Source organism: Guyparkeria sp. SCN-R1, assembly GCF_003932495.1.
GTDB lineage: Bacteria > Pseudomonadota > Gammaproteobacteria > Halothiobacillales > Halothiobacillaceae > Guyparkeria.
This window is the reverse complement of sequence record NZ_QZMT01000006.1, coordinates 99,457-120,977: the sequence shown is the minus strand read 5'-3', so window position 1 is coordinate 120,977 and position 21,521 is coordinate 99,457. Positions and strand designations below refer to the sequence as shown.

The 21,521-nt window shown below is 65.0% G+C and carries 22 protein-coding genes; 5 read left to right on the top strand and 17 right to left on the bottom strand.

The annotated features are described in order from the left end of the window. Positions 1-134 precede the first annotated feature (134 nt). From recJ to D5687_RS05305, 8 genes are all read right to left on the bottom strand, one after another. A complete protein-coding gene (gene recJ / locus D5687_RS05340; RefSeq protein ID WP_125198731.1) occupies positions 135-1,928 on the bottom strand; it encodes a single-stranded-DNA-specific exonuclease RecJ in 1,794 nt (597 codons plus the stop codon). Continuing rightward, on the bottom strand, positions 1,925-3,109 hold the full coding sequence (locus D5687_RS05335; RefSeq protein WP_125198730.1) for a hypothetical protein: 1,185 nt from the start codon (positions 3,107-3,109) through the stop codon (positions 1,925-1,927). The genes recJ and D5687_RS05335 overlap by 4 nt, the downstream gene beginning before the upstream one ends. Next, complete coding sequence (locus D5687_RS05330; RefSeq protein ID WP_125198729.1) at positions 3,106-3,744, bottom strand: histidine phosphatase family protein; 639 nt, start codon at positions 3,742-3,744, stop codon at positions 3,106-3,108. Before D5687_RS05330 ends, D5687_RS05335 begins: the two co-directional genes overlap by 4 nt. 100 nt (positions 3,745-3,844) lie before the next feature. Further along, a complete protein-coding gene (locus tag D5687_RS05325) occupies positions 3,845-4,135 on the bottom strand; it encodes a HigA family addiction module antitoxin (protein WP_125198728.1) in 291 nt (96 codons plus the stop codon). 13 nt (positions 4,136-4,148) lie between these two features. Then, on the bottom strand, positions 4,149-4,337 hold the full coding sequence (locus D5687_RS05320) for a type II toxin-antitoxin system RelE/ParE family toxin (protein WP_370271305.1): 189 nt from the start codon (positions 4,335-4,337) through the stop codon (positions 4,149-4,151). Positions 4,338-4,499: 162 nt separating this feature from the next. Further along, on the bottom strand, positions 4,500-5,429 hold the full coding sequence (gene ampE / locus D5687_RS05315; RefSeq protein ID WP_125198726.1) for a regulatory signaling modulator protein AmpE: 930 nt from the start codon (positions 5,427-5,429) through the stop codon (positions 4,500-4,502). A gap of 40 nt (positions 5,430-5,469) precedes the next feature. Next, positions 5,470-6,030, bottom strand: a complete 561-nt coding sequence (ampD, locus tag D5687_RS05310; protein ID WP_125198725.1) for a 1,6-anhydro-N-acetylmuramyl-L-alanine amidase AmpD — start codon at positions 6,028-6,030, stop codon at positions 5,470-5,472. 6 nt (positions 6,031-6,036) lie between these two features. Next, positions 6,037-6,705, bottom strand: coding sequence for a CinA family protein (locus D5687_RS05305; RefSeq protein ID WP_240031425.1), 669 nt, complete (start codon positions 6,703-6,705; stop codon positions 6,037-6,039). Between the two features lie 145 nt (positions 6,706-6,850). Between D5687_RS05305 and mutS the strand changes: the two genes are divergently transcribed. Continuing rightward, complete coding sequence (gene mutS, locus D5687_RS05300) at positions 6,851-9,433, top strand: DNA mismatch repair protein MutS (protein ID WP_125198724.1); 2,583 nt, start codon at positions 6,851-6,853, stop codon at positions 9,431-9,433. A 9-nt stretch (positions 9,434-9,442) separates the two neighbouring features. Here the strand turns inward: mutS and D5687_RS05295 are convergent, their stop codons facing one another. After that, positions 9,443-9,703 (bottom strand): type II toxin-antitoxin system RelE/ParE family toxin, encoded by a 261-nt coding sequence (locus D5687_RS05295; protein WP_125198723.1) that lies wholly within the window; start codon positions 9,701-9,703, stop codon positions 9,443-9,445. Next, positions 9,690-9,923 (bottom strand): CopG family transcriptional regulator, encoded by a 234-nt coding sequence (locus D5687_RS05290; protein ID WP_125198722.1) that lies wholly within the window; start codon positions 9,921-9,923, stop codon positions 9,690-9,692. Before D5687_RS05290 ends, D5687_RS05295 begins: the two co-directional genes overlap by 14 nt. A gap of 141 nt (positions 9,924-10,064) precedes the next feature. Here D5687_RS05290 and D5687_RS05285 point away from each other — a divergent pair, with 141 nt between their 5' ends. The 4 genes from D5687_RS05285 to D5687_RS05270 are packed head-to-tail and all read left to right on the top strand — an operon-like array spanning position 10,065 to position 14,398. Further along, positions 10,065-10,523 (top strand): NUDIX domain-containing protein, encoded by a 459-nt coding sequence (locus D5687_RS05285; RefSeq protein ID WP_125198721.1) that lies wholly within the window; start codon positions 10,065-10,067, stop codon positions 10,521-10,523. Beyond that, on the top strand, positions 10,520-11,647 hold the full coding sequence (gene mnmA / locus D5687_RS05280; RefSeq protein ID WP_204742142.1) for a tRNA 2-thiouridine(34) synthase MnmA: 1,128 nt from the start codon (positions 10,520-10,522) through the stop codon (positions 11,645-11,647). Before D5687_RS05285 ends, mnmA begins: the two co-directional genes overlap by 4 nt. 26 nt (positions 11,648-11,673) lie before the next feature. Then, the gene (locus tag D5687_RS05275) at positions 11,674-12,300 is read left to right on the top strand and encodes a lysogenization protein HflD (RefSeq protein ID WP_125198720.1); all 627 of its coding nucleotides are present in this window, start codon (positions 11,674-11,676) and stop codon (positions 12,298-12,300) included. Positions 12,301-12,340: 40 nt separating this feature from the next. Further along, the gene (locus tag D5687_RS05270) at positions 12,341-14,398 is read left to right on the top strand and encodes a site-specific recombinase (RefSeq protein WP_125198719.1); all 2,058 of its coding nucleotides are present in this window, start codon (positions 12,341-12,343) and stop codon (positions 14,396-14,398) included. A 184-nt stretch (positions 14,399-14,582) separates the two neighbouring features. Here D5687_RS05270 and D5687_RS05265 read toward each other — a convergent pair whose 3' ends face one another. The 7 genes from D5687_RS05265 to nuoI form a co-directional block, all read right to left on the bottom strand. Further along, the gene (locus D5687_RS05265) at positions 14,583-14,900 is read right to left on the bottom strand and encodes a DUF2818 family protein (RefSeq protein WP_125198718.1); all 318 of its coding nucleotides are present in this window, start codon (positions 14,898-14,900) and stop codon (positions 14,583-14,585) included. Positions 14,901-14,937: 37 nt separating this feature from the next. Then, complete coding sequence (gene nuoN / locus D5687_RS05260) at positions 14,938-16,374, bottom strand: NADH-quinone oxidoreductase subunit NuoN (RefSeq protein ID WP_125198717.1); 1,437 nt, start codon at positions 16,372-16,374, stop codon at positions 14,938-14,940. A 10-nt stretch (positions 16,375-16,384) separates the two neighbouring features. After that, on the bottom strand, positions 16,385-17,905 hold the full coding sequence (locus D5687_RS05255) for an NADH-quinone oxidoreductase subunit M (RefSeq protein ID WP_125198716.1): 1,521 nt from the start codon (positions 17,903-17,905) through the stop codon (positions 16,385-16,387). A 36-nt stretch (positions 17,906-17,941) separates the two neighbouring features. Beyond that, a complete protein-coding gene (nuoL, locus tag D5687_RS05250; protein WP_125198715.1) occupies positions 17,942-19,903 on the bottom strand; it encodes an NADH-quinone oxidoreductase subunit L in 1,962 nt (653 codons plus the stop codon). A gap of 4 nt (positions 19,904-19,907) precedes the next feature. Further along, positions 19,908-20,213, bottom strand: a complete 306-nt coding sequence (nuoK, locus tag D5687_RS05245; RefSeq protein ID WP_058575727.1) for an NADH-quinone oxidoreductase subunit NuoK — start codon at positions 20,211-20,213, stop codon at positions 19,908-19,910. Continuing rightward, positions 20,210-20,866 carry an NADH-quinone oxidoreductase subunit J gene (locus D5687_RS05240; RefSeq protein WP_125198714.1) on the bottom strand — a complete coding sequence of 219 codons (657 nt, stop codon included), beginning with the start codon at positions 20,864-20,866 and terminating at the stop codon, positions 20,210-20,212. Before D5687_RS05240 ends, nuoK begins: the two co-directional genes overlap by 4 nt. A 164-nt stretch (positions 20,867-21,030) precedes the next feature. After that, positions 21,031-21,519, bottom strand: a complete 489-nt coding sequence (gene nuoI / locus D5687_RS05235) for an NADH-quinone oxidoreductase subunit NuoI (protein WP_125198713.1) — start codon at positions 21,517-21,519, stop codon at positions 21,031-21,033. Positions 21,520-21,521 lie beyond the last annotated feature (2 nt).

Sequence of the window (21,521 nt, the reverse complement as noted above, 5' to 3'; positions counted from 1 at the left end):
GGGTTGGACTTCAGTCCAACAATCGGTGTCAACGACCACCCCATTGAGCCCGCCTTTCGTGCCGCTTGTCGCGTGGGCGGGATCGTTGATATTTAGCGGCTGAAGCCGCTCCTACGGGGATCGGGCGACGTTTGTCACCCGCCGACGGGCAGCGCGGCCTCAATAAAAAGCTTGAGGCGTTTGCGGCCGCGGAAGCTGTCGGCGACGGGGCGGTAGGCGATCTGCCAGTGGCGGCCGGGGGGGAGCGGGTCGGGGGCGCGGAACCAGATGGCATCGACGGGTCGCGCATCCGGTTGGTTGAGCAGGCGCACCGACAGGCGCCAGTGCTTGCCGTCCTTCAGGGCGGTTTTCTCGAGCACCTCGAAGGTGTTGTCGAACAGCGGTTCGGGAAAGCCGATGCCCCAGGGGCCGTGGTGGTCGAGGGTGTCGATGAAATCCAGATGAAGGTCCGCGGCTTCCAAGGGGCCGTCGGTGATCACTTCTCGGCCGTCGGGTAGGCGCTCGTGATGGCGAGCGACGGCCTGCGTGAAGGCTTGGCGAAAGGCATCGAGTCGGGCGCGATCGAGTGACAGTCCGGCGGCCATGGCGTGCCCGCCGAAGCCGTCGATCAGGCCGGGGTGTCGGGCGTCGATCTCGACCAGCAGGTCGCGCAGGTGGATGCCCGGGATCGAGCGACCGGAGCCCTTGAGCCGGCCGTCATTGATACCGATCTCGGCCGGGGCGAAGACGAACACGGGGCGCACCCAGCGGGTCTTCAAGCGCCCGGCAACGATGCCGATCACGCCGGGGTGAAAGCCCGGATCGAAGCGCACCCAGTCGGCCGGGTTTGACGGCGGCGTATCGCCCTGCCCCGCCATCGCCCGATCCAGGTCGGCGGCGACGGTGTCGAGCATGTTGGCCTCGACATCGCGGCGTTGCCGATTGATCTGATCGAGCGTGCCAGCCAGCCGGCGGGCCTCGGCCGCATCGTCGGCGAGTAGGCATTCGACCCCCAGTCTCATGTTCTCCAGCCGTCCGGCGGCGTTGAGCCGCGGGCCGATGGCAAAGCCCAGATCGCTGGACTGCGCCTCGCGCGGATCGCGCCCGGCGACGGCGAACAGCGCCAGGATGCCCGGCGCGCAGGCGTGGGAGCGGATGCGGGAAAGCCCCTGGGCGACCAGGCGGCGGTTGTTGTCATCCAACTCGACCACGTCGGCGATGGTGCCCAGGGCCACGAGATCCAACCAATTGGCGAGATTGGGTCGCTGACGCGTGGCGAACCAGTCGCGCCGGTCGAGTTCGCCACGCACGGCGGCGAGCAGGTAGAAGGCCACGCCAACGCCCGCCAGCGCGGTCGAGCCGAAGACGGCATCGGTGCGGTTGGGATTGACGATGGCATCGGCGGCGGGAAGCGTGTCGCCCGGTAGGTGATGGTCGGTGACCACCACACGCGACCCGGCGGCCTTGGCCGCGGCAACCCCGTCGTGGGCACTGATGCCGTTGTCGACTGTGAGGATCAACGCCGGCGGCGCATCGAGTTCGTCGAGCAGCGCCGGGCTCAGCCCGTAGCCGTGGCGCTGGCGATCCGGAATCAGGAAGTCGACCCGCTCGGCACCCATGGCGCGCAGACCGCGCAGGCACAAGGCCGTGGCGGTCGCGCCGTCGGCATCGAAGTCACCGACTACCAGGATAGATTCGTGGCGCTCGATGGCATCGCTGAGCAGTCGAGCCGCCTCGTCCAGATCCGGCAGGCCGGCCGGCGGGAGGACCGCCTGCAGGCGGTGATCGAGTTGCGCGGCCTGCGTGATCCCACGCGCGGCCAGCACGCGGGCCAACCGGGGATTGAGATGCGCCAAGGCCTCGCCGGGCTCGGGCGCCTGACGCCGGCGGATGCTCGCGACACCCAGCAGGCGTGCAGTCTTCGGATTGGCCTTTGCCTCAGCGGTCATCGGCCCACCCGCTGCAACAGTCGGCGCCAGGTGCGTTTCCACCCGGATTCCGGCTGCCATACCCCGCCCTGGCCATCGTCCAGGCGAACCCGCACGCCCGGACACTCGGTCTCCAATCGCTCAAGCCAGGCATCGATGCGGGCCAGTTCCTGTTGGAAGCCGCCAACGTCGCCTTCCAGTCGACACCACGCCGCTTCGGTCAGCAGCACGCGCACGGGCCGGCCGGCACGAATCGCCTCGCTTGCCGCACCCACTTCGTCGCCCTGCCACACGCTGGCATCGCACTCGGCGATCACGGCGGGCGAGTCGGTCAGGATCAATCGCTCCCCGGCCGGCGGTGACGGCATTTCATCGGACAAGGCACTCAGTCCGTGCGGCCAGAAGCTGCTCAGGATGGGCTGGCCCTGTGCGGCGCGGCGGTCGTTGAGCGGTTGCGGGTAGAGCCACATCTGCAACTCGGTCAGCCATTGGCGCAGCACGGGGTCGCTGCGCTCCTCGTTGAGGAACACCCCCGCATTGCGGTTCAACAGGCAGGCCAGCGGCGCCCCGCCCCGTTGCAAGTCAGCATTTGCCGGGCCGATTCCGTCCGGGCGCAACTGCGCCAGCAAGTAGGTCTGACGACCGATGCGGACCGCTTGCATGCCGTCGTCGGCAAGCCACGGATTGAGGTCATCGAGCAGGCCATCGAGTTCGGCTTCGCTCAATGCGAGAAAACGCGGCCCGAGCACGATGGCATGGTCGGTCTCGGGCTTTAGGTGAACGGGATCGAAACACAGCAGCCGCTCGAAACCCTGCGCGCGCCAGCCGGCAACTTGCTCGGCAAACCCGGCCCGCGTACCGCCGGAAAGACACCAATCACCCAGGGCGCGAGCGAGCGCGTTGACAGGGCTCCGGGTGCCAAGTGGCGCGGCGACTGACGCGGCCCCGTCCACGGCCGCCAGCGCAAGCGCATCGGGATCGTCGCAGGCGACCTCGGGAGAGCCTTCATCGGTCGACGCACCGCGTTGAAAGCGACCATCGAGCAGATGGGCCAGTGGGGAAACGTCCGTCTCGGAACCCTCCTCTCCTCCTCTCGGCCAGGTCCAGATGGGGCGTGAAAAGCCGCTCTGGTCATCGCCCGGTGCATCGAGCGGCTCAAGGCCCAATACACCCAGCTCGACATCAACAACCCGCCGCGTCACGCCCCGTCACCCGGCAGGCCATTATCTAGGCCGAGCAACCGCCGGCCGCGATGGTTGTGGCGGATGGAGAGCATGGCGGCGTATTCGGTCTCCACGTGTGCAATCGCCGCCATCGGCGCATTCAGCACCCAGGCACAGGCGACCCGCATGACGATCGCGTGCGAGAGCACCAGCACGGACTGGCCGGCGTGATTGGTCTCCAGGCGGGCCAGCCCGCGCGTGACGCGCTCAAAGAAATCGGCCATCGGCTCGCTGCCGGGCGGGCGGCCGTCGACCGGATCGGCGAGAAAGGCCGCGTGCTGTTCGGGATAGCGCTCGGGGATCTCGGCATGCCGCAGGCCTTCCCAGGGACCGAAACCGATCTCGCGCAGGTCGGGGTCGACGACCAGTTCAAGCCCGCGACGCTCGGCGACCGAGGCGGCAAAGGCTCGGCAGCGGCGCATCGGCGAGGTGGCGATGACGTCCCAGTCGCCCTCGCCACGTGCCTCGATCATCGCCAGGCGACGCTCGAGTTGCTGCCAGCCAAGTTCACTCAACGGATCGTCGACGGCGTCGCCACGAAAACGACGGCCGCCGACGGGTTCGCCGTGGCGTATCAGGTTAATTCGGGTGGCCGGGGTGGTCTGGGTGATCATGGACACTCGCCGCTGGAAGTCGAGGCGGGATTCTATCAGTCGGCCCGGCGTCAAAAAGCACGATGGACGCCCCCGAAGGAAAACCCGGGGGCATAGCCACTCAAGCCGAACACGTGATGATCTGGTCGATTTCGTCCCCTGATCGTGCCCGAGCCACTTCGAGTTCGTACTTGTCCTGCAGGTTCATCCAGAAGTCGGGGCTGGTACCGAAAAAGCGCGCCAACCGGAGCGCCGTGTCGGCACTGACCCCACGCCGTCCAAGCACGATTTCGTTGATCCGTCTTGCCGGAACGTGAATTTCCTTGGCAAGGCGATATTGCGTAACCCCGAAGTCATCGAGAAACTCGGCCAGGTGTTCGCCCGGATGGATTGGGTCAATACTGTTGTTCATCCCGACTCCCCTCTCAGTGGTAATCCACGATAGCCACGTCATGGGCGCCGCCCTGCTCCCACCGGAAAACGATCCGCCATTGGTCATTGATGCGCAAGCTGTGAAAGCCGAGCCGATCCCCGGACAAGGGCTCGAGTCGGTGGGACGGCGGCACGCGCAAATCATCGAGGTCTCGCGCTGCATCGATTCGGTCCAGGCGCATTTTTGCCCGGCGCTGAATCTGTTGCGGAAGCCGTTTCGAAAACCGGCCGCTCGCCACCCGTTGCGTATCCTTGCAAGCGAAGCCAACTATCATGATCCGAGAATACAGCCGCGCTTATATTAACGCAACGCGTTATCACCCATTGCTGACACCTTCATCACGTCACGGCACCCAGCCAATCATGGTGAGCACGGCCACCAGGGCCAACCCAAACAATAGCGCCCGCCACACGATGGCGTGAGCGGCTCGATACCAGGTGCGTTGGTCGGCCAGGCAGGCGTTCTGGTCGAGGCACTCGTCGGCCCGCTCGACATCGATCACCGCGTGACCGACCCGGGCGATCAGGCCGATCGATCCGGCCTCCCAGTCATCCAGGGCCCCGTGCTCGCGGCCTTGCGCCGCGTCTCCGCGCCAAGCGCTCAGGCCGCGCTGGAACGACCCCGCCAAGAGCATCAGCACGGTGAACACCGGCGCCGCCGGCAAGACCATCAGCGCATGCACCTTGCGCTGGCCGCGATGCAGCCAGCCCGTTTGCGCCGGCTCGGGCTGCTCTTCACCGTCCCGACGTTTTACGCCCTCCTCGCGCGCCAGCCATTCGGTCAGTCGATAGAACAACGCCCCGGCCGGACCCAGCAGCACGAACCAGAACAGCACCAGGAACCATTCGCTGAAGGCCAGCACGATGATGCGCTCGCCGGTCTGCCGCGTGGTCGCCCCGGCCGGGTCGACGGGCGTCTCGTCGAACAGCACCCGGCGCGCGGATTCGACGGTCTCCTGATCATCGCGGGCGGCGGCGTCCAGCAACTGACGGTTGATCTCCGAGGTATTGCGCGGCGTGATCACCAGTAACAGCACGACCAGTGATACCAGCCAGCCGATCCAGCCATCACCGCCCGGCCCCAGCCAGACCAGCAAGACCACCGGCAGCAGCAACCAGACGATCAGGCGCGCGGCCGTCGAGCCGATCATCCCGGCCAACGTGTCGAACACCTCGATCGTGGCGCGATGCGGCCACCGATCGGCACGCCAGCGCTGGAAGAATTCCAGAAACCGATCGATGGCGACGACGAGGATCAGGACCAGGAGTTTCATCGCGTGGATGCCTCCACGTGGAATGGATAGGAACAGGATGTCATGCGGTGGCGACCCCCTCGGGCAACCGGGATGCCAGCTGCCCCCAGTCGAAGGCGGGGCCGGGATCGGTCTTTCGACCCGCGGCGATATGGCTGTGACCGCGCACGGCATTCACCGTCGGGTAGGCGCGCTTGATCGCGGCCAACACCTTGCCGAGCACTTCGTATTGCACGGCCGTGTAGGGCTCGGTGTCGGTGCCTTCGAGCTCGATGCCGATGGAGAAGTCGTTGCAGCGAATGCGCTCGCCGAAGCGCGACTGCCCGGCATGCCAGGCGCGTCGGTCGAAGGGCACGAATTGCGTGACCGAACCGTCACGATAGATCACCACGTGGGCGGACACACGCAGATCGCGGATCTCTTCGAAGTACGGGTGCTCTGCCGGATCGAGCTCGTTGGTGAAGAACCGCTCGATGGCCGTGCCGCCATACTGGCCCGGCGGCAACGACATGCCGTGGATCACCACCAGTTCGATGCGTTCGTCACGGGGACGCTGGTCGTGATTGGGTGAGAGGACATAGCGGGCGCTGTCGAGGCGGTGGGTGGCCGGGTCAATATTCATCACAACTCAGTCCTCCGACCACTTGAGGCCAGCGGCCGGCCAGTGGGCCGATGACCATTCGCTGGCGACCTGCTGACTCCAGCCCTTGCCGCCCAGATGGGCGCAGAGCCCTTGCAGCGCCGCCTCGACCGCCGCCTCGCGCACGGCCTGCCGCTCTCCGGGGAAACGAAAGCGGCTCGCGAAGGTGGTGGCACCGGTTTGAGTGGCATCTGAACCCGTGGGTGCGCGATACCCCCAACCGATCCACACCGTACCGACCGGCTTGGTGTCGCTGCCACCACCCGGCCCGGCCACGCCACTGATGGCCACGGCGTAGTCGACATCGGCCCGCTCGATCGCACCGCGGGCCATGGCCGTGACCACCTCGCCCGACACCGCACCCACCTCGGCGAACAGCGACGAGGGTACGGCCAGGTCGCGCTGCTTGGCCCGGTTGCTGTAGGTGACCCAGCCGCCTTCGAACCAGGACGAGCTGCCGGCCTGGTCGGTGAGATTCGCCGCCAACAGCCCGCCCGTACAGGACTCCGCCACGGCCAGGCGCAGGCCGCGCGTTGCCAGCGCTTCGCCCAGACAGCGGATGCGTGAGCCACGATCGAGACCGCCGTCGGTCATCGCATCGGTGCCGTTCCATGCCGGCGGTCGCGGCATCGGTTGCGCGTTGTCTTGATCGACCATCCTGCTTGCTTATCCCTCGTGCCACCGGCCGATCCCGAATCAATTCGGGGCCGGGGTTTTGGTTACAATGCCGCGCATGACGAAACCGACATCGCCCCGACCCGCCCCAGCCGGAGACGCGGACCCTCTCAGCGCGCATACGCCCATGATGCAGCAGTTTCTCGGGATCAAACAAGATTACCCCGACGTGCTGCTCTTTTATCGTATGGGCGACTTCTACGAGCTGTTTTTCGAGGACGCGCGCCACGCCGCCCGACTGCTCGATCTCAACCTGACGCAACGCGGCACCTCGGCCGGCGAACCCATCCCGATGGCCGGCGTGCCGGTGCATGCCTACGAGTCGTACCTGGCACGCCTGCTGAAGGCCGGCGAGTCGGTCGCCATCTGCGAGCAGGTCGGCGACGTGCAGGCCAAGGGGCCGATGAAGCGCGAGGTGGTCAAGGTGGTCACCCCGGGCACGGTCACCGACGAGGCCCTGCTCGAGCAGCGCCAGGCGCATCGTCTCGTGGCAGTGGCCCGCACCCGGTCGCGGGGCCGTGAACGGCTGGGTCTGGCGCACCTGGATCTCTCCAGCGGCCGATTTGCCATCATGGCGCCCAACGGGCCGGACGAGCTCGCCACCGAGCTGGCCCGCGTCGACCCGCGCGAGCTGCTGCTGCCCGAGGGGCTGCGCATCGAGGCACTGACCGATGGGTTGTTCCGCGCCGAGGGATTCAGCCGGGAACGGCCGGTCTGGCACTTCTCCAGCGAGACGGCCACCGAGCGGCTGTGCGCCCAGTTCGGCACCCGGGACCTGGCCGGCTTCGGCATCCATGCCGACAACCGCCAGGCACTGGATGCGGCCCTGGGTGCGGCCGGTGCGCTGTGGCAATACGTCAACGACACGCAAAAGACACACCTGGGCCACATCGACGGCCTGGCCGTCGAGCAGACCAGTGACGCCCTCCTGCTCGACGTGCACACCCGCCGCCACCTGGAGCTGTTCGAGGACAGCCAGGGGCGCCCTGACGGGGCCCTGATCGGACTGCTGGATCGGACCGCCACCGGCATGGGCGCACGCCGCCTGCGCGAATGGCTGGCCCGCCCGTTGCGCGACCACGATCAGCTGGCCGCCCGACACCAGGCGATCGGCGAATTGCGCGAGCGCGACCTGCCGACCACCCTGTTCGACGCCCTGCGCCAGGTCAACGACATCGAGCGGATCACCACGCGCATCGTGCTGGGCACGGCCCGGCCGCGCGATCTGGCCGCCCTGCGCGACTCGCTGCACCAGCTGCCCTCGCTGACCGCTACCCTTGCCGCCTGTGACCAACCGCTGCTGACCACGCTGATCGACGAGCTGGCCGATCTGCCCGAGGTGCGCGAATTGCTGGATGCCGCGATTGCCGAGAAGCCCTCGGTCTGGCTGCGCGACGGTGGGGTGATTGCGAGCGGCTTCGACGAGGAACTCGACCGCCTGCGCGGATTGTCCGAACGCGCCGACACCACGCTCACCGCCATGGAAGAGGATGCGCGGCGCCAGTCGGGCATCGACAACCTCAAGCTCGCCTACAACCGCGTCCACGGCTACTACTTCGAGGTGCCGCGCAGCCAATCGGCACGCATGCCGGAGACCTTCACCCGTCGCCAGACGCTCAAGTCCGTCGAGCGCTACACCAACGACACCCTCAAGACCTTCGAGCAGGAGGTGCTCACGGCACGCGATCGATCGCTGGCCCGCGAGCGTGAATGCTTCGAGGGGCTGCTAGTCACCCTGGCCGGCCACCAGGGCGAGCTGCGCCGGCGTGCCAATGCCCTGGCGGATCTCGACACGCTGGCCGCGCTGGCCGACGTCGCCGAACGCCACGGCTGGAACGCACCGAGCTTTCGCAAGGCACTGGGCGTGGATATCCGCCAGGGCCGCCACCCGGTGGTCGAGGCCAACAGCGAGGCGGTGTTCGTGCCCAACGACGCCGAGCTGGCGCCCGACCGGCGCATGCTGCTGATCACCGGCCCGAACATGGGCGGCAAGTCGACCTACATGCGCCAGACCGCGTTGATCGTGCTGCTGGCCCACGCCGGGGCACACGTGCCGGCCGAGGGGGCCGAGATCGGTCCGATCGATCGCATCTTTACCCGCATCGGCGCCTCCGACGATCTGGCCTCCGGTCGCTCGACCTTCATGGTGGAGATGACCGAGACCGCCGAGATCCTGCATCACGCCACCGAGCGCTCGTTGGTGCTGATCGACGAGATCGGCCGCGGCACCTCGACCTTCGACGGCCTGGCCCTGGCCTGGGCGGTCGCCGAGCACCTGTTGCAGAAGAACTGCGCGATGACGCTGTTCGCCACCCACTATTTCGAGCTGACCACCCTGTCCGAGCAGTTCGAGACGCTGATCAACGTGCACCTTGAGGCCATCACGCACAACGGCGAGCTGGTGTTCCTGCATGGCGTGAAGGACGGTCCGGCCAACCAGAGCTACGGCATCGACGTGGCCCGCCTGGCCGGCTTGCCGCGCCCCACCATTCGTCGCGCCCGCGGTTTGCTGGAAAAACTCGAATGGCAGTCGCACGCCGGGGGCGAGGTGCCGCAACTCGACCTGTTCGCGGCGGAAGCACCGGCCGAGCTCGCCGAACCCGAGCCCGACCCGTTGCTCGAGGCCATCGATGCACTCGATCCGGACGAGCTCTCCCCACGCGCCGCGCTCGATCTACTTTATGAATGGAAGGCTAACCGTCAGGAATGACGCCGGCGATCAACGTCGGTAGACGTGTCGACGATGGCCGATCTTGACCACCGTGACCACCAGTTCCTCATCGACGATCTCGTACAGAATTCGATAATTGCCCTGGCGGACGCGGTATCGCTCCTGACCCGACAGCTTCTCGCACCCCGGTGGCCGCGGATCGTCCGCGAGCGCTTTCACCCGACGGAGAATCCGCTCGACGTCGGGACGAGGTATGGGGCGGAGATCACGCGTGACCGATTGGCGAAAACAGAGCTTATAGCTTGCCATGCGCCTTCAAATCCTCGAGCAGCGCTTCATAGCTGATCGTGGGCTCGGCGACTCGCTCTTCGAACGAGGCGAGGTCCTCCTGATCCTCCGCCAGGGCCGCCTTTACCGCGTCGTTGACGATCTCGGAAATCGAGCGATGCGACTGCGCGGCCTTCATCCGCAGGGCTTGATGCAATTGCGCATCGAAGTAAATGGTGGATCGTTTCGTCTCGGTGGTCATGGTGGGCTCCCGGTGGCTATTGTCGAGCGGGATCGACAGTGTAACAGCATCATGACGTCGTGACGTTAAGGCACTGACATCCGATAAGCCCGATTGACTCTCGCCGCAGGTACCCCTTGCCTTCCCCGGTATAATGAGCCCATGGAATACTCCACCGATCGCCCCCTAGTCTCGCTGACCGTCGCGGGCATCGCCCGCCGAGCCGACGAGTACCTGATCGTCGAGGAACGGATCCGCGGCCAGCGCTACCTCAATCAGCCGGCCGGGCACGTCGAGCCGGGCGAAACCCTGCTCGAGGCGGTGATCCGCGAGGTGCGCGAGGAGAGCCGCTTTGCCTTCGAGCCAACCGAACTGCTGGGGCTGTACCATGACAACCCGCACCAGGGCCGGCGCGTGTTGCGGGTGGCGATCATCGGCGAGATCAACGAGGCCCCGGACGACGAGCCGCTGGACGATGGCATCCTCGCCGCGCACTTCATGAGCCGCGCGGCGCTCGAGCGCACCACCATTCCGCATCGCTCCCCGTTCGTCACCGCCGCCATCCGCGACTTCGAACAGGGGCGCCGCTATCCCCTCGACCTGCTGCACTCGATCCGATGACTGATACCCGTTTCGACAACCTGATCCCCCCGGCCCCGGCGGATGCCCCGCGCATCATGGTGGGCATGTCCGGCGGCGTGGATTCCTCGGTGGCCGCCCTGCTCCTCAAGCAGGCCGGCTATCGCGTCGAGGGCCTGTTCATGAAGAACTGGGAGGGTGACGACGACGAGGATTTCTGCGCCGCCAAGGACGACATGCTCGATGCCATGGCGGTGGCCGACAAGCTCGGTATCGAGTTCCATTTCGTCAATTTCGCCGGCGAGTACTGGGACCGGGTCTTCGAGCACTTCCTGGCCGAATACCAGGCCGGGCGCACGCCCAACCCGGACATCCTCTGTAACCGCGAGATCAAGTTCCGCGCCTTTCTCGACCACGCCCGGGCGCTGGGAGCGGATGCGATCGCCACCGGTCACTACGTGCGACGGCTCGACGACGAGACCGGCGTGCACCTGGCACGCGGCGTCGATGCGAACAAGGACCAGAGCTACTTCCTGCACGCGCTCTCCCGCGACCAGGTCGGCTCGGCCTACTTCCCGGTCGGTGAGCTGGAAAAGCCGCGTGTTCGCGAGATCGCCGCTGCCCACGATCTGATCACGGCGGACAAGAAGGATTCGACCGGCATCTGTTTCATCGGCGAGCGTCGATTCGCCGATTTCCTCAAGACCTACCTGCCCGCCCAGCCGGGCCCGATCGAGACCCTCGAGGGCGAGTCGCTGGGCACCCATCAGGGCCTGATGTACCACACCATCGGTCAGCGCCAGGGGCTAGGGATAGGCGGCACGAGGACCCATGGCGATGCGCCCTGGTACGTGGTGGGCAAGGATCTCGAGACCAACACGCTGCTGGTCGTTCAGGGAAAGAACCACCCAGCCCTGTTCGCCGACCGGCTCGAGGCCGAGCAGGTCCACTGGATCGAGCCGCCACCGACCGACCGGCCACTGACCGCCAAGATCCGCTACCGGCAACCCGACCAGGCAGTCAGCATCGAGCAGACGGGCGATCGCCTGATCGCCACCTTCGATGAGCCGCAACGCGCGATTACCCCCGGCCAGTCGGTGGTGTTCTATGATGGCCCCATCTGCCTGGGTGGCGCGGTGATTACCCGCGCCCTGCCCCGGGACTGATCATCAATCCAACCGATTCGGGACGCATGCCACAAGATACCGACGACCAATTGATCGCCATGGCCGGCATGACCCAGGCCGTCCAGTTGATCCAGACGCTGGCCTACGAAGGCCGCGTGGCGGACAGCCAAGCGCTGGAGGCGAGCATCGGCTCGCTGTTCGCCTTCGACGCCCCCGACACGGCCAGCATCTACGGCGGGCTCTCGGGGGTACGTTTTGGCATGACGCGACTGACCGAAATGCTGGCCGGCAACTCGCGCGCACAGCGTGATCTCGAGTTGACCCGCTACCTGGTCACGCTGTTTGCCGTGACCAAGGCATTCCGTCGCGATGACGAGATGGCGGGGAAATTGTTTTCCCGCCTGGAGGAACTCAAGCCCGCCTTCGATCAGCACGGTGCCGACAGCGGCCTGATGGCCGATCTGAACAACCTCTATCGCAGCACCCTGAGCAACCTGCCACAGAAATTCGTCATCAACGGCGAGAAGCATCACCTCGAGGACATGGCGATCTCCTCGTCGGTCCGCGGCCTGCTGCTTGCCGGGGTGCGTGCGACCATTCTGTTCGACCAGGTGGGTGGTAGGCGCTGGCGCCTGCTGTTCCAGCGCGGCAAGTACCTGGCCCGCGCCGAGGAGTTGGTGCCACGCCTCTGAACCACCTGCCAACCGGCCGCCCATCTCACAGGATCAAGCCATGCCCCAGCAGCTGCTCCGGACGCTCACCGAACGCCATGCGGACGATCCGGTCGGCACGTTGGTCGCCATCATCGACTGGTTGCGTCCCGGCCCGGACGAGGATGCCTCGGCGGCCATCGAACGCATCGAGCAACTGCAGGTAGCGCTCGAGGCAGACTCCACGATGCAGGAGGCCCTTCATGAGCGCCTGGGGGACTGGCTCGACCAGGCGCGCTTCTTTCAGATCCTCGCCGGACTGGGACTGTTCTCGCGACGCGGCTTCCTGCGGGAGCTGGGTCAGCGGGTCTACGAGCGCCTGAATCCCGCGCCGGCCGATCCGATGAGCGTGCGTGACGTGTTCTACCTGGCGTTCCACGAGGCCGAGGACCCCGAGTGGGTGGCGCAGGTGCCGCCGCCCTGCTGGGAGCGGCTGATGCGAACACTCTGGCCGTGGTCGCCGGACGAGGCGGGTCAGAAAGGCAGGGACCGGCTGACCCGCGAGACACTCTACGCCGTCGAGATGCTGGCCATCTGGATCGCCGCCGAGGAATTCGAGCCCGACATCCTCCGACTCGACCCGAGCATGGCCACCCGCGATTCGAGTTTCATCGCGCTGCAGCGAGAGGTCGGCGCCTACGTACGTGACTACGTCGGCTGGATGGACGGCAAGCTCGAGGACTTCCACGACGACGCCCACATCCGCGTGTTGCTCGAACAATGCAGCGAGGAGGTCGAGCGCCTGCACCGGCGCGCAGTCACGCGCGGGACCAGCATCTCGTTGACCCACCTACTCGAGCGCCTCGGCCAGACCATCGCCCGGATCGAACGATTGCTCGACATCCTTGACCCCAAGGCATGCGAGCAATGCAACGAGCGAGCGACCGCGCTGTTCACCGAACTGGTCGAGGCCAGCTCCGAACGTCACGGCATCCGCCCGCTGATTCGCCGCAGCGTGCGCCAACTGGCACGCAGCGTCACCGAGAACGCCAGTGACAAGGGCGAGCACTACATCGCCGGCGACCGCCCCGCCTATTTCCGCATGTTGGCCTCGGGGCTGGCTGGAGGCCTGATCATCGCCGTCATGGCCCTGCTCAAGATCCACATCCTTGAGAGCGGCTTTGCGCGCCTGCCCGAAACCGTGCTGGTCAGTCTCAATTACGGGCTGGGTTTCGTCCTGATCCACATCCTGCACGGGACGGTGGCCACAAAGCAGCCGGCCATGACAGCCGCGAGCATCGCCGAGCAGGTCGAGTTGGGCGAGCACGGTCGCGCCAACCCCCGCAAGCTCGCGAATCTCCTGCTGCGCGTGGGACGCACCCAGTTCGTCGCCATCGCCGGCAACGTCATCGCCGCCCTCTCGCTTGCCTTCCTGATCGCCTGGTTGTGGCAACAACAGACCGGCAGCTCGCTGATCACCAGCGAACGGGCGGATTACATCCTGGCGGGAATCAATCCCGTGAGCGGTTTGGCCCTGTTCTACGCCGCCATCGCCGGGGTCTGGTTGTTCCTGTCGGGCCTGATCGCGGGGTTCTTCGACAACCGTGCCGCGTACCTGGGACTCGAGGCGAGGCTGCGCGAGCATCCGCTGCTTCAACGGGTGCTGCCGCAAGGCGCCCGCCATCGTCTAGCTACCTACATCGATGGCCATTACGGCGCCCTGATCAGTAACTTCGCCTTCGGCATCATGCTCGGCTCCACCGGCTACGTGGGCTACCTGCTCGGCCTGCCACTCGACATCCGCCACGTAGCCTTTTCCTCGGCGGACCTGGGCTACGCGATGTCGCACGAATTCGCCGGACCACTCACGTTCGCCCTGTTGCTGGGCTTCGTGCTGCTGATCGGCGCGGTCAACCTCACCGTGAGCTTCGCCCTGGCCCTCAACGTCGCCCTGCGGGCGCGCGGCACCCGCATCGCCAAGCCTATGAACCTCGTGCGGGCCTACTGGCAACTGCTCCGGCAGCAGCCGGCAAGCCTGATCTATCCGCCGGCCGCGCCTGCCGAGACCGCATCCAACGACAACGAGTCAGAGGCAACGGCCGACCACGAGCCCCGCGATCACTCCACAGGGCGCCACTGACCGGGCGAAAGACAACCCGCCCTCCTCACCCAATGACCAGCGGGACGAACACGCCGCGGCCTCGCTCCACGCCAATCGTGGCAACGCGTCATCACTTAGATAACGGGCACAAAAAACCGCCAGTGAGCCATGCTCGACTGGCGGTTTTTTCGTGGCGAGACACCCCTGCGGGTTGCGAGTTGTGTCAGGCCTGTAGGTATTTCCGCAACTGGTACTGCCAGATGAAGCCGATCACCGAGAAGACAGCAAAAATCGACGCAGCTATGGCCCAGAATTCCCAGCCCTTGGGTTCAACACCGCCGACCGAGTATTCGAGGTAGATACCGACGCCCATCCCGATAACGAAATACACCAACCATTCGACGATCCGCCACCAGAACGACTTCTGACGGCCCCGCTCGACCACAGGGATCACCAGGAACAGTCGTTGATTGATGAACGGCATGTTCGCCAGGACGAACAGGCCGATCAGGTAGCTCGCGATAATCCAGTCGGCGATCATGTAGGCCTCGTTTCGGTGGCGTGTGGCAAGTGTGGGCTTAGAGCCCGAAAGCCCCGGCCGTCAGTGCGGTCAGGCCGGTCGGATACAGGCCGAAGATCAGCATCGAGGCACCGCTGAGGATCAGCACGCCACGCACGTTGACGTCGGCCTGAATCGGGCTGGTGTCCTCCGGCTTGTCGAAGTAGACCATCTTGACCGCGCGCAGGTAGTAGAACGCCCCGATAACCGCCGTGACCACGGCGAAGGTGGCAAGCCACCACAACCCGACACCGACGATCGATTGCAGCACGGCAAGTTTCGCCCAGAAACCGAAGGTGAACGGGATGCCGGCCATGGAGAACATCAGCAGCAGGAAGACGAATGCCATCACCGGGCTGCGATCGTTCAGGCCCTTCAGGTCGTCCATGCTCTCGGCCTCGAAGCCCTGGCGGGCCAGCAGCAGGATGATGCCGAAGCCCCCGATGGTCATCACGGCGTAGGCGATGGTGTAGAACAACGCCGCGGCGTAGCCCTCGTTGGTGCCGGCCAGCACGCCCAGCAGGATGAAACCGACGTGACCGATGGTGGAATACGTCAGCATCCGCTTGAAGCTGGTCTGCGCGATGGCGACCACGTTGCCGATCGCCATGGACAGCATCGCCACCACGATCAGCATCGGCTGCCAATCGTAGAACAACGGCCCCATGCCATCGACCAGCAGGCGCATCACCAAGGCCAGCGCAGCGACCTTCGGGGCGGCAGCCAGGTACAGCGTCACGGCCGTCGGTGCGCCCTCGTAGACGTCGGGCAACCACATGTGGAACGGCGCGATACCCATCTTGAACACCGCACCGACCACGATCAGCACCACGGCGGCCTTCAAGGCCATCGAGTCCTCGCCGGCGGCGACCGTCTCGGCGATCGCAGTGAGCATCAGGTTGCCCGTCACGCCGTAGAGCAACGACATGCCGTAGAGCAGGATGCCCGAGGCGAGCGCGCCGAGCACGAAGTACTTCATTGCCGCCTCGGAGGCGCGGCCGTCGTCACGCTTGAATGCAGTCATGGCGTACAGGGCCAAAGACATCAACTCGAGGCCGAGATAGAGCAGCAACAAGTGATTCGAGGAAATCGTGATCATCATCCCCAGCACGCCGAACAGGCCGAGCATGTAGTACTCGCCCTTGTCGATGCCGCGCTGGCGCAGGTAGGTACGCGAGATGACGAACACCGCCGCGACCAGCACGTAGACCACCAGTTTCATCAGGTCGGCCATGGGATCGTTGACCACCATGTCGCCGAAGCTCATCCGCACGCTGTCATCCATCTGCACCAGCGTGATCACGAACAGCGCGATCAGCGTCAGGATCGAGAGCACGAAGCTGACCGTCGGCCCGCGCTTCGGCAGGAACGGGTCGACGAGCAGGATCAGGCACGCCATCGCCGCGAGGACGATTTCGGGAAGGACCGGTTGCAGGTTCAGTGAGGCGAGAGTCATAGGGAACGTCTTACAACTTGGTGGTCAGCGCCTGTTGCGCCAGGTTCTCGATCGAGGCGTGCATGACCTCGACCAGCGGGTTCGGCCAGACGCCGATCAGCACGATAAGGAACGCGAGCACGCCCAGCACCCAGGCCTCGCGGAAGTTAAGGTCTTCAAGCGTCTTGACGCCCTCGTTCTTGACCTCGCCGAAGATCACGCGCTTGACCATCCACAGGGTGTAGGCCGCGCCGATGATCAGCGTGAGGGCGGCCGCCAGGGCGATCCAGAAGTTCGCCTTGAACGCCGCGAGAATGACCATGAACTCGCCGACGAAGCCCGAGGTGCCCGGCAGACCGACGTTGGCCATGGCGAACAGCACCACCAGCGCACCGAACCACGGCATGGTGTTGACCACCCCACCGTAGGCCGAGATGTCCCGCGTGTGGAGCCGGTCATAGAGCACGCCGATAGAGAGGAACATCGCCGCGGAAATCAGGCCGTGGGAGATCATCTGGACCATCGCGCCCTCGAGCGCCAGAGTCACGCCACTAGCCGACGCGTTATCCGGGTTGGCGACAATCATGTAGATCACGAACAGACCCAGGGTGACGAAGCCCATGTGCGAGATCGACGAGTAGGCGACCAGCTTTTTCATGTCCGACTGGACCATCGCCACCAGGCCGATGTAGACGATCGCGATCAGCGACAGCGCGATCATCAGCCAGTCGAGCGTCGCCGCCGCGTCCGGCGTCATCGGCAGCGAGAAGCGCAGAAAGCCGTAGCCACCGATCTTGAGCATAATCGCCGCCAGGATGACCGAGCCGCCGGTGGGCGCCTCGACGTGCGCATCCGGCAACCAGGTATGTACCGGCCACATCGGGATCTTCACCGCGAAGGCGATCAGGAAGGCCAGGAAGATCAGGATCTGCTCGGTCAGTGTCAGCGGCAACTCGTGCAGCACGGGAATGGCGAAGCTACCGGCCTGGAAGTACATGTAGATCAGCGCGACCAGCATGAACACCGAGCCGAGGAAGGTATACAAGAAGAACTTGATCGTCGCGTAGACCCGCTGCGGGCCACCCCAGATACCGATGATGATGAACATCGGGATCAGCATGCCTTCGAAGAAGAAGTAGAAGACGATGGCATCCATTGCGGCGAAGGTGCCGTTCATCATCCCTTCCATGATCAGGAAGGCGGCCAGGTACTGGTGGGCCTTTTCCTTGATCACTTCCCAGGCGGCCACCACCACGAGGATGGTGGTGAAGGTGGTCAGCACGATCAGCGGCATGGAGATGCCGTCGACGCCCAACGCATAGTTGATGCCGAAGGCCGGGATCCACGGCAGATGCTCGACGAACTGCATCGCGGCGGTCTGCGTGTTGAATCCGACGATCAGGCCGAGGCTGATCACGAAGACCACGACGGAGACGATCAGCGCGAACCAGCGCGCCGAGGCGGCACGCCGTTCGCCGAACAGCATGACGGCAAGGCCTGCCGCGATCGGCAACCAGACGAGCAGGCTCAGTATGGGCCAGGAGGTCAGCATCGAACCGTTTTCCTTCGCTTGTTATCGGTTTGGGCGTTACGCGCCAATGAACACGATCCAGGTCATCAGCCCGATCAGGCCGAGGATCATGACGAACGCGTAATGGTAGAGGTAGCCGGTCTGGATCAGGCGCCAGGTGCGGGCCATGTAACCCACGAATGCAGCCGTGCCATTGACCAGCCAGCCGTCGATCGCCCGCAGGTCGGCGCCCTGCCACAACCCACGGCCCAGCAGCCGCGAGCCGCCGGCGATGACGGTGTTGTTGAAGCTGTCGAAACCGTAGCCTTCCTCGAGAATCCGCTTGGGCCAGGCGAACACGCGGGCGAACAGCGGCGGCAATACATTCGGCATACCCAGGTACATGATCGCCGCACCCGCCACGCCGGCGAGCGCCATCCAGACCACCGGCGTGGTCCAGCCGTAGAGGAACATGCCCCACGCGCCCTTGAACTGGTCTTCCAGCGTCGCCATCGCCCCGTGGGTGGCCAGCACGCGGATCGAGTCATCGAAGTAGGCACCGAACAGCATCGGCTCGACCACCAGAAAACCGATGATCAGTGACGGCACGGCCAGCAGCACCAGCGGCACCGTGACCACCTTGGGCGATTCCTTGGCGTGCGAGGCAGTATGGGCGTCCATCCGCGACTCGCCGAAGAAAACCAGGAACAGCATGCGGAAGGTGTAGAACGCGGTCACGAACACGCCGATGAACAGCGCCCAGTAGGCAAACTCTGCACCGGGCAGCTCGGAGGCCGCCACGGCGTAGATGACCGACTCCTTGGAGTAGAACCCGGAGGTGCCCGGGAAGCCGATCAGCGCCAGTGCCCCGATAAAGAAGGTCGCAAAGGTGATCGGCAGCTTCTTCGCCAGCCCGCCCATCTTGCGCATGTCCTGCTCGTGGTGCAGCGCGATGATCACCGAGCCGGCCGCGAGGAACAGCAGCGCCTTGAAGAAGGCATGGGTCATCAGGTGGAACAGCGCCGGGCTGTAGGCCGACACGCCCAGCGCGGCGGTCATGAAGCCCAGCTGCGAGAGCGTCGAGTAGGCGATCACGCGCTTGATGTCGTGCTGGACGATACCCAGCAGGCCCATGAAGATCGCGGTCACCGCGCCGATCACCAGGATGAACGACAGCGCCGCATCGGATAGTTCGAACAGCGGCGAGAAGCGCGCCACCATGAAGATACCGGCGGTGACCATGGTCGCCGCGTGGATCAGCGCCGAGATCGGCGTGGGGCCTTCCATCGAGTCCGGCAGCCACACGTGTAGCGGCACCTGCGCCGATTTGCCCATCGCGCCAATGAACAGCAGGATCGCGATCACGCTGATCAGCGACCACTCGACGCCCGGCCAGTACTCAACGGTGATGTCGGCCAGCTCGGGCAGGCGCTCGAACACGGTCGCGTAGTGCAACGAGTCGGTGTAGGCGAGGATCGCGGCGATGCCGAGCAAAAAGCCGAAGTCGCCCACCCGGTTGACGAGGAAGGCCTTGAGGTTGGCGAAGATCGCCGACTCGCGCTTGTACCAGAAGCCGATCAGCAGGTACGAGACCAGGCCGACCGCTTCCCAGCCGAAGAACAACTGCAGCAGGTTGTTCGACATCACCAGCATCAGCATCGAGAAGGTGAACAGCGAGATGTAGCTGAAAAAGCGCTGGTAGCCGGGATCATCGTGCATGTAGCCGATGGTGTAGATGTGAACCATCAGCGAGACGGCGGTCACCACCACCATCATCATCACGGTGAGGTTGTCGACCAGGAACCCGATGTTGAACTCGAAAAGGTCCGAGGCGATCCAGGTGTAGACGGTGCCGTCGAAGGTCGACAGCCCACCGAATACGTGCATGTAGAAGGCGTACAGGGACGCGGCCAGCGCGATCGCCACGCCGATGATGGTGACCCAGTGGGCGCCGGACCGACCGATCTGTCGTCCGAACAGGCCCGCGATGATCGAGGCGATCAGCGGGGCAAGTACGACGGCAAGATAAACCTTTTCCATTGAATCAGCCCTTCATCTCGGTCAGGTCTTCGACGTTGATCGTGCGTCGATTGCGGAACAGCGTCACCAGGATCGCCAGACCGATCGCCGCCTCGGCCGCGGCGACGGTCAGGACGAAGAACACGAACGCCTGGCCGTCGATATCGCCGGAGAAGTGCGAGAACGCCACGAAGTTCACGTTTACCGCCAGAAGCATCAGCTCGATGGCCATCAGCAGCACGAGCACGTTCTTGCGGTTGAGAAAGATGCCGGCGACGCTGATCGAGAACAGCAGACCGCCGAAGATCAGGAACTCGGACAGGCTGATCATGACGTTTCCTTATCCTGGTTGGCTTTGGAGTCGCCCGCGACATCGCCACGGCGCGTCTTGTCCGCATCCAGCTCGGCAATGCGAACGCGATCCTCGGCACGCACCCGCACCTGTGCGTCGATGTCCTGGTAGTGCACGCCCGGGCGACGACGATGGGCGAGCGCGATCGCCGCGACAATGGCGACCAGCAGGATGAACGCCGCGATCTCGAACGGATAGACGAACTTGGTGTACAGCACCTGGCCGATGGCGAGTGTATTGCCCGCATCGGCCGGGGCCGGCTCCGGTGACGGGTAAATATCCAGGCCGAAGCTCGCCGGGCCGAGGATCAGTGCCAGCTCGATGATCATCACCAGCGCGACGAACACGCCCACCGGCAGATTACGGATGAAGCCCTCGCGCAGCGGCGCGATATTCACATCGAGCATCATCACCACAAACAGGAACAGCACCATCACCGCCCCGACGTAGACCAGCAGCAGCACGATGCCGAGGAATTCCGCTTCCATCAGGATCCAGATCAGCGCGGTCGAGAAGAATGTCAGCACCAGGTAAAGGGCGGCATGCACCGGGTTCTTGACCGTCACCACCCGGATGGCGGCAAGCACCGCGACCGATGCAAATACGTAGAAAAGGATCTGATAGAGCGACATGACTATCCTTCTGCTGGGAGCGGGCGTCCGCCCCTGAGCCGGTTGACCGTTGTTTCGTTCGTTGTTCCAGGTGCCGGGCGTCGTGCCACGACGGGACGGGACGTTACCACGACCTCCGCCCGCCGGCACGTCACCCCGTACCGATCACCCCTGATCGAGAGCCGTTACCGGTAGGCGGCGTCCGCCAGGCGGTCCGCCGCGATCTGCGGTTCGAGGCGATCACCAATCTCGAGGAGCTTGTCCTTGGTCATGATGTTCTCGCCACGATTCTCGAAGTGGTACTCGTAAACCCTTGTCTCGACAATGGAATCCACCGGGCAGGCCTCTTCGCAAAAGCCGCAGTAGATGCACTTGAACAGGTCGATGTCGTAGCGCGTGGTCCGGCGCGTGCCATCCTCGCGCTGTTCGGATTCGATGGTGATCGCCAGCGCCGGGCAGACCGCCTCGCAGAGCTTGCAGGCAATGCAGCGCTCTTCGCCGTTGGCGTAGCGACGCAGTGCGTGCAGCCCACGGAAACGAGGCGACTGAGGTGTCTTCTCCTCCGGGTACTGCACGGTGTACTTGTGGCCGAAGAAGTACTTACCGGTCACCGACATGCCGAGGAACAGTTCCCACAGGAACCAGGTCTTGAAAAAATGCTTGATCGCGTTCATCG

Bases quoted from the DNA above. Each gene is read 5' to 3' on its own strand.
- recJ (WP_125198731.1), bottom strand. From the start codon at position 1,928: ATGACCGCTGAGGCAAAGGCCAATCCGAAGACTGCACGCCTGCTGGGT.
- D5687_RS05330 (WP_125198729.1), bottom strand. From the start codon at position 3,744: ATGATCACCCAGACCACCCCGGCCACCCGAATTAACCTGATACGCCAC.
- D5687_RS05325 (WP_125198728.1), bottom strand. From the start codon at position 4,135: ATGAACAACAGTATTGACCCAATCCATCCGGGCGAACACCTGGCCGAG.
- D5687_RS05320 (WP_370271305.1), bottom strand. From the start codon at position 4,337: ATGCGCCTGGACCGAATCGATGCAGCGCGAGACCTCGATGATTTGCGC.
- ampE (WP_125198726.1), bottom strand. From the start codon at position 5,429: ATGAAACTCCTGGTCCTGATCCTCGTCGTCGCCATCGATCGGTTTCTG.
- ampD (WP_125198725.1), bottom strand. From the start codon at position 6,030: ATGAATATTGACCCGGCCACCCACCGCCTCGACAGCGCCCGCTATGTC.
- D5687_RS05305 (WP_240031425.1), bottom strand. From the start codon at position 6,705: ATGGTCGATCAAGACAACGCGCAACCGATGCCGCGACCGCCGGCATGG.
- mutS (WP_125198724.1), top strand. From the start codon at position 6,851: ATGATGCAGCAGTTTCTCGGGATCAAACAAGATTACCCCGACGTGCTG.
- D5687_RS05295 (WP_125198723.1), bottom strand. From the start codon at position 9,703: ATGGCAAGCTATAAGCTCTGTTTTCGCCAATCGGTCACGCGTGATCTC.
- D5687_RS05290 (WP_125198722.1), bottom strand. From the start codon at position 9,923: ATGACCACCGAGACGAAACGATCCACCATTTACTTCGATGCGCAATTG.
- D5687_RS05285 (WP_125198721.1), top strand. From the start codon at position 10,065: ATGGAATACTCCACCGATCGCCCCCTAGTCTCGCTGACCGTCGCGGGC.
- mnmA (WP_204742142.1), top strand. From the start codon at position 10,520: ATGACTGATACCCGTTTCGACAACCTGATCCCCCCGGCCCCGGCGGAT.
- D5687_RS05275 (WP_125198720.1), top strand. From the start codon at position 11,674: ATGCCACAAGATACCGACGACCAATTGATCGCCATGGCCGGCATGACC.
- D5687_RS05270 (WP_125198719.1), top strand. From the start codon at position 12,341: ATGCCCCAGCAGCTGCTCCGGACGCTCACCGAACGCCATGCGGACGAT.
- D5687_RS05265 (WP_125198718.1), bottom strand. From the start codon at position 14,900: ATGATCGCCGACTGGATTATCGCGAGCTACCTGATCGGCCTGTTCGTC.
- nuoN (WP_125198717.1), bottom strand. From the start codon at position 16,374: ATGACTCTCGCCTCACTGAACCTGCAACCGGTCCTTCCCGAAATCGTC.
- D5687_RS05255 (WP_125198716.1), bottom strand. From the start codon at position 17,905: ATGCTGACCTCCTGGCCCATACTGAGCCTGCTCGTCTGGTTGCCGATC.
- nuoL (WP_125198715.1), bottom strand. From the start codon at position 19,903: ATGGAAAAGGTTTATCTTGCCGTCGTACTTGCCCCGCTGATCGCCTCG.
- nuoK (WP_058575727.1), bottom strand. From the start codon at position 20,213: ATGATCAGCCTGTCCGAGTTCCTGATCTTCGGCGGTCTGCTGTTCTCG.
- D5687_RS05240 (WP_125198714.1), bottom strand. From the start codon at position 20,866: ATGTCGCTCTATCAGATCCTTTTCTACGTATTTGCATCGGTCGCGGTG.
- nuoI (WP_125198713.1), bottom strand. From the start codon at position 21,519: ATGAACGCGATCAAGCATTTTTTCAAGACCTGGTTCCTGTGGGAACTG.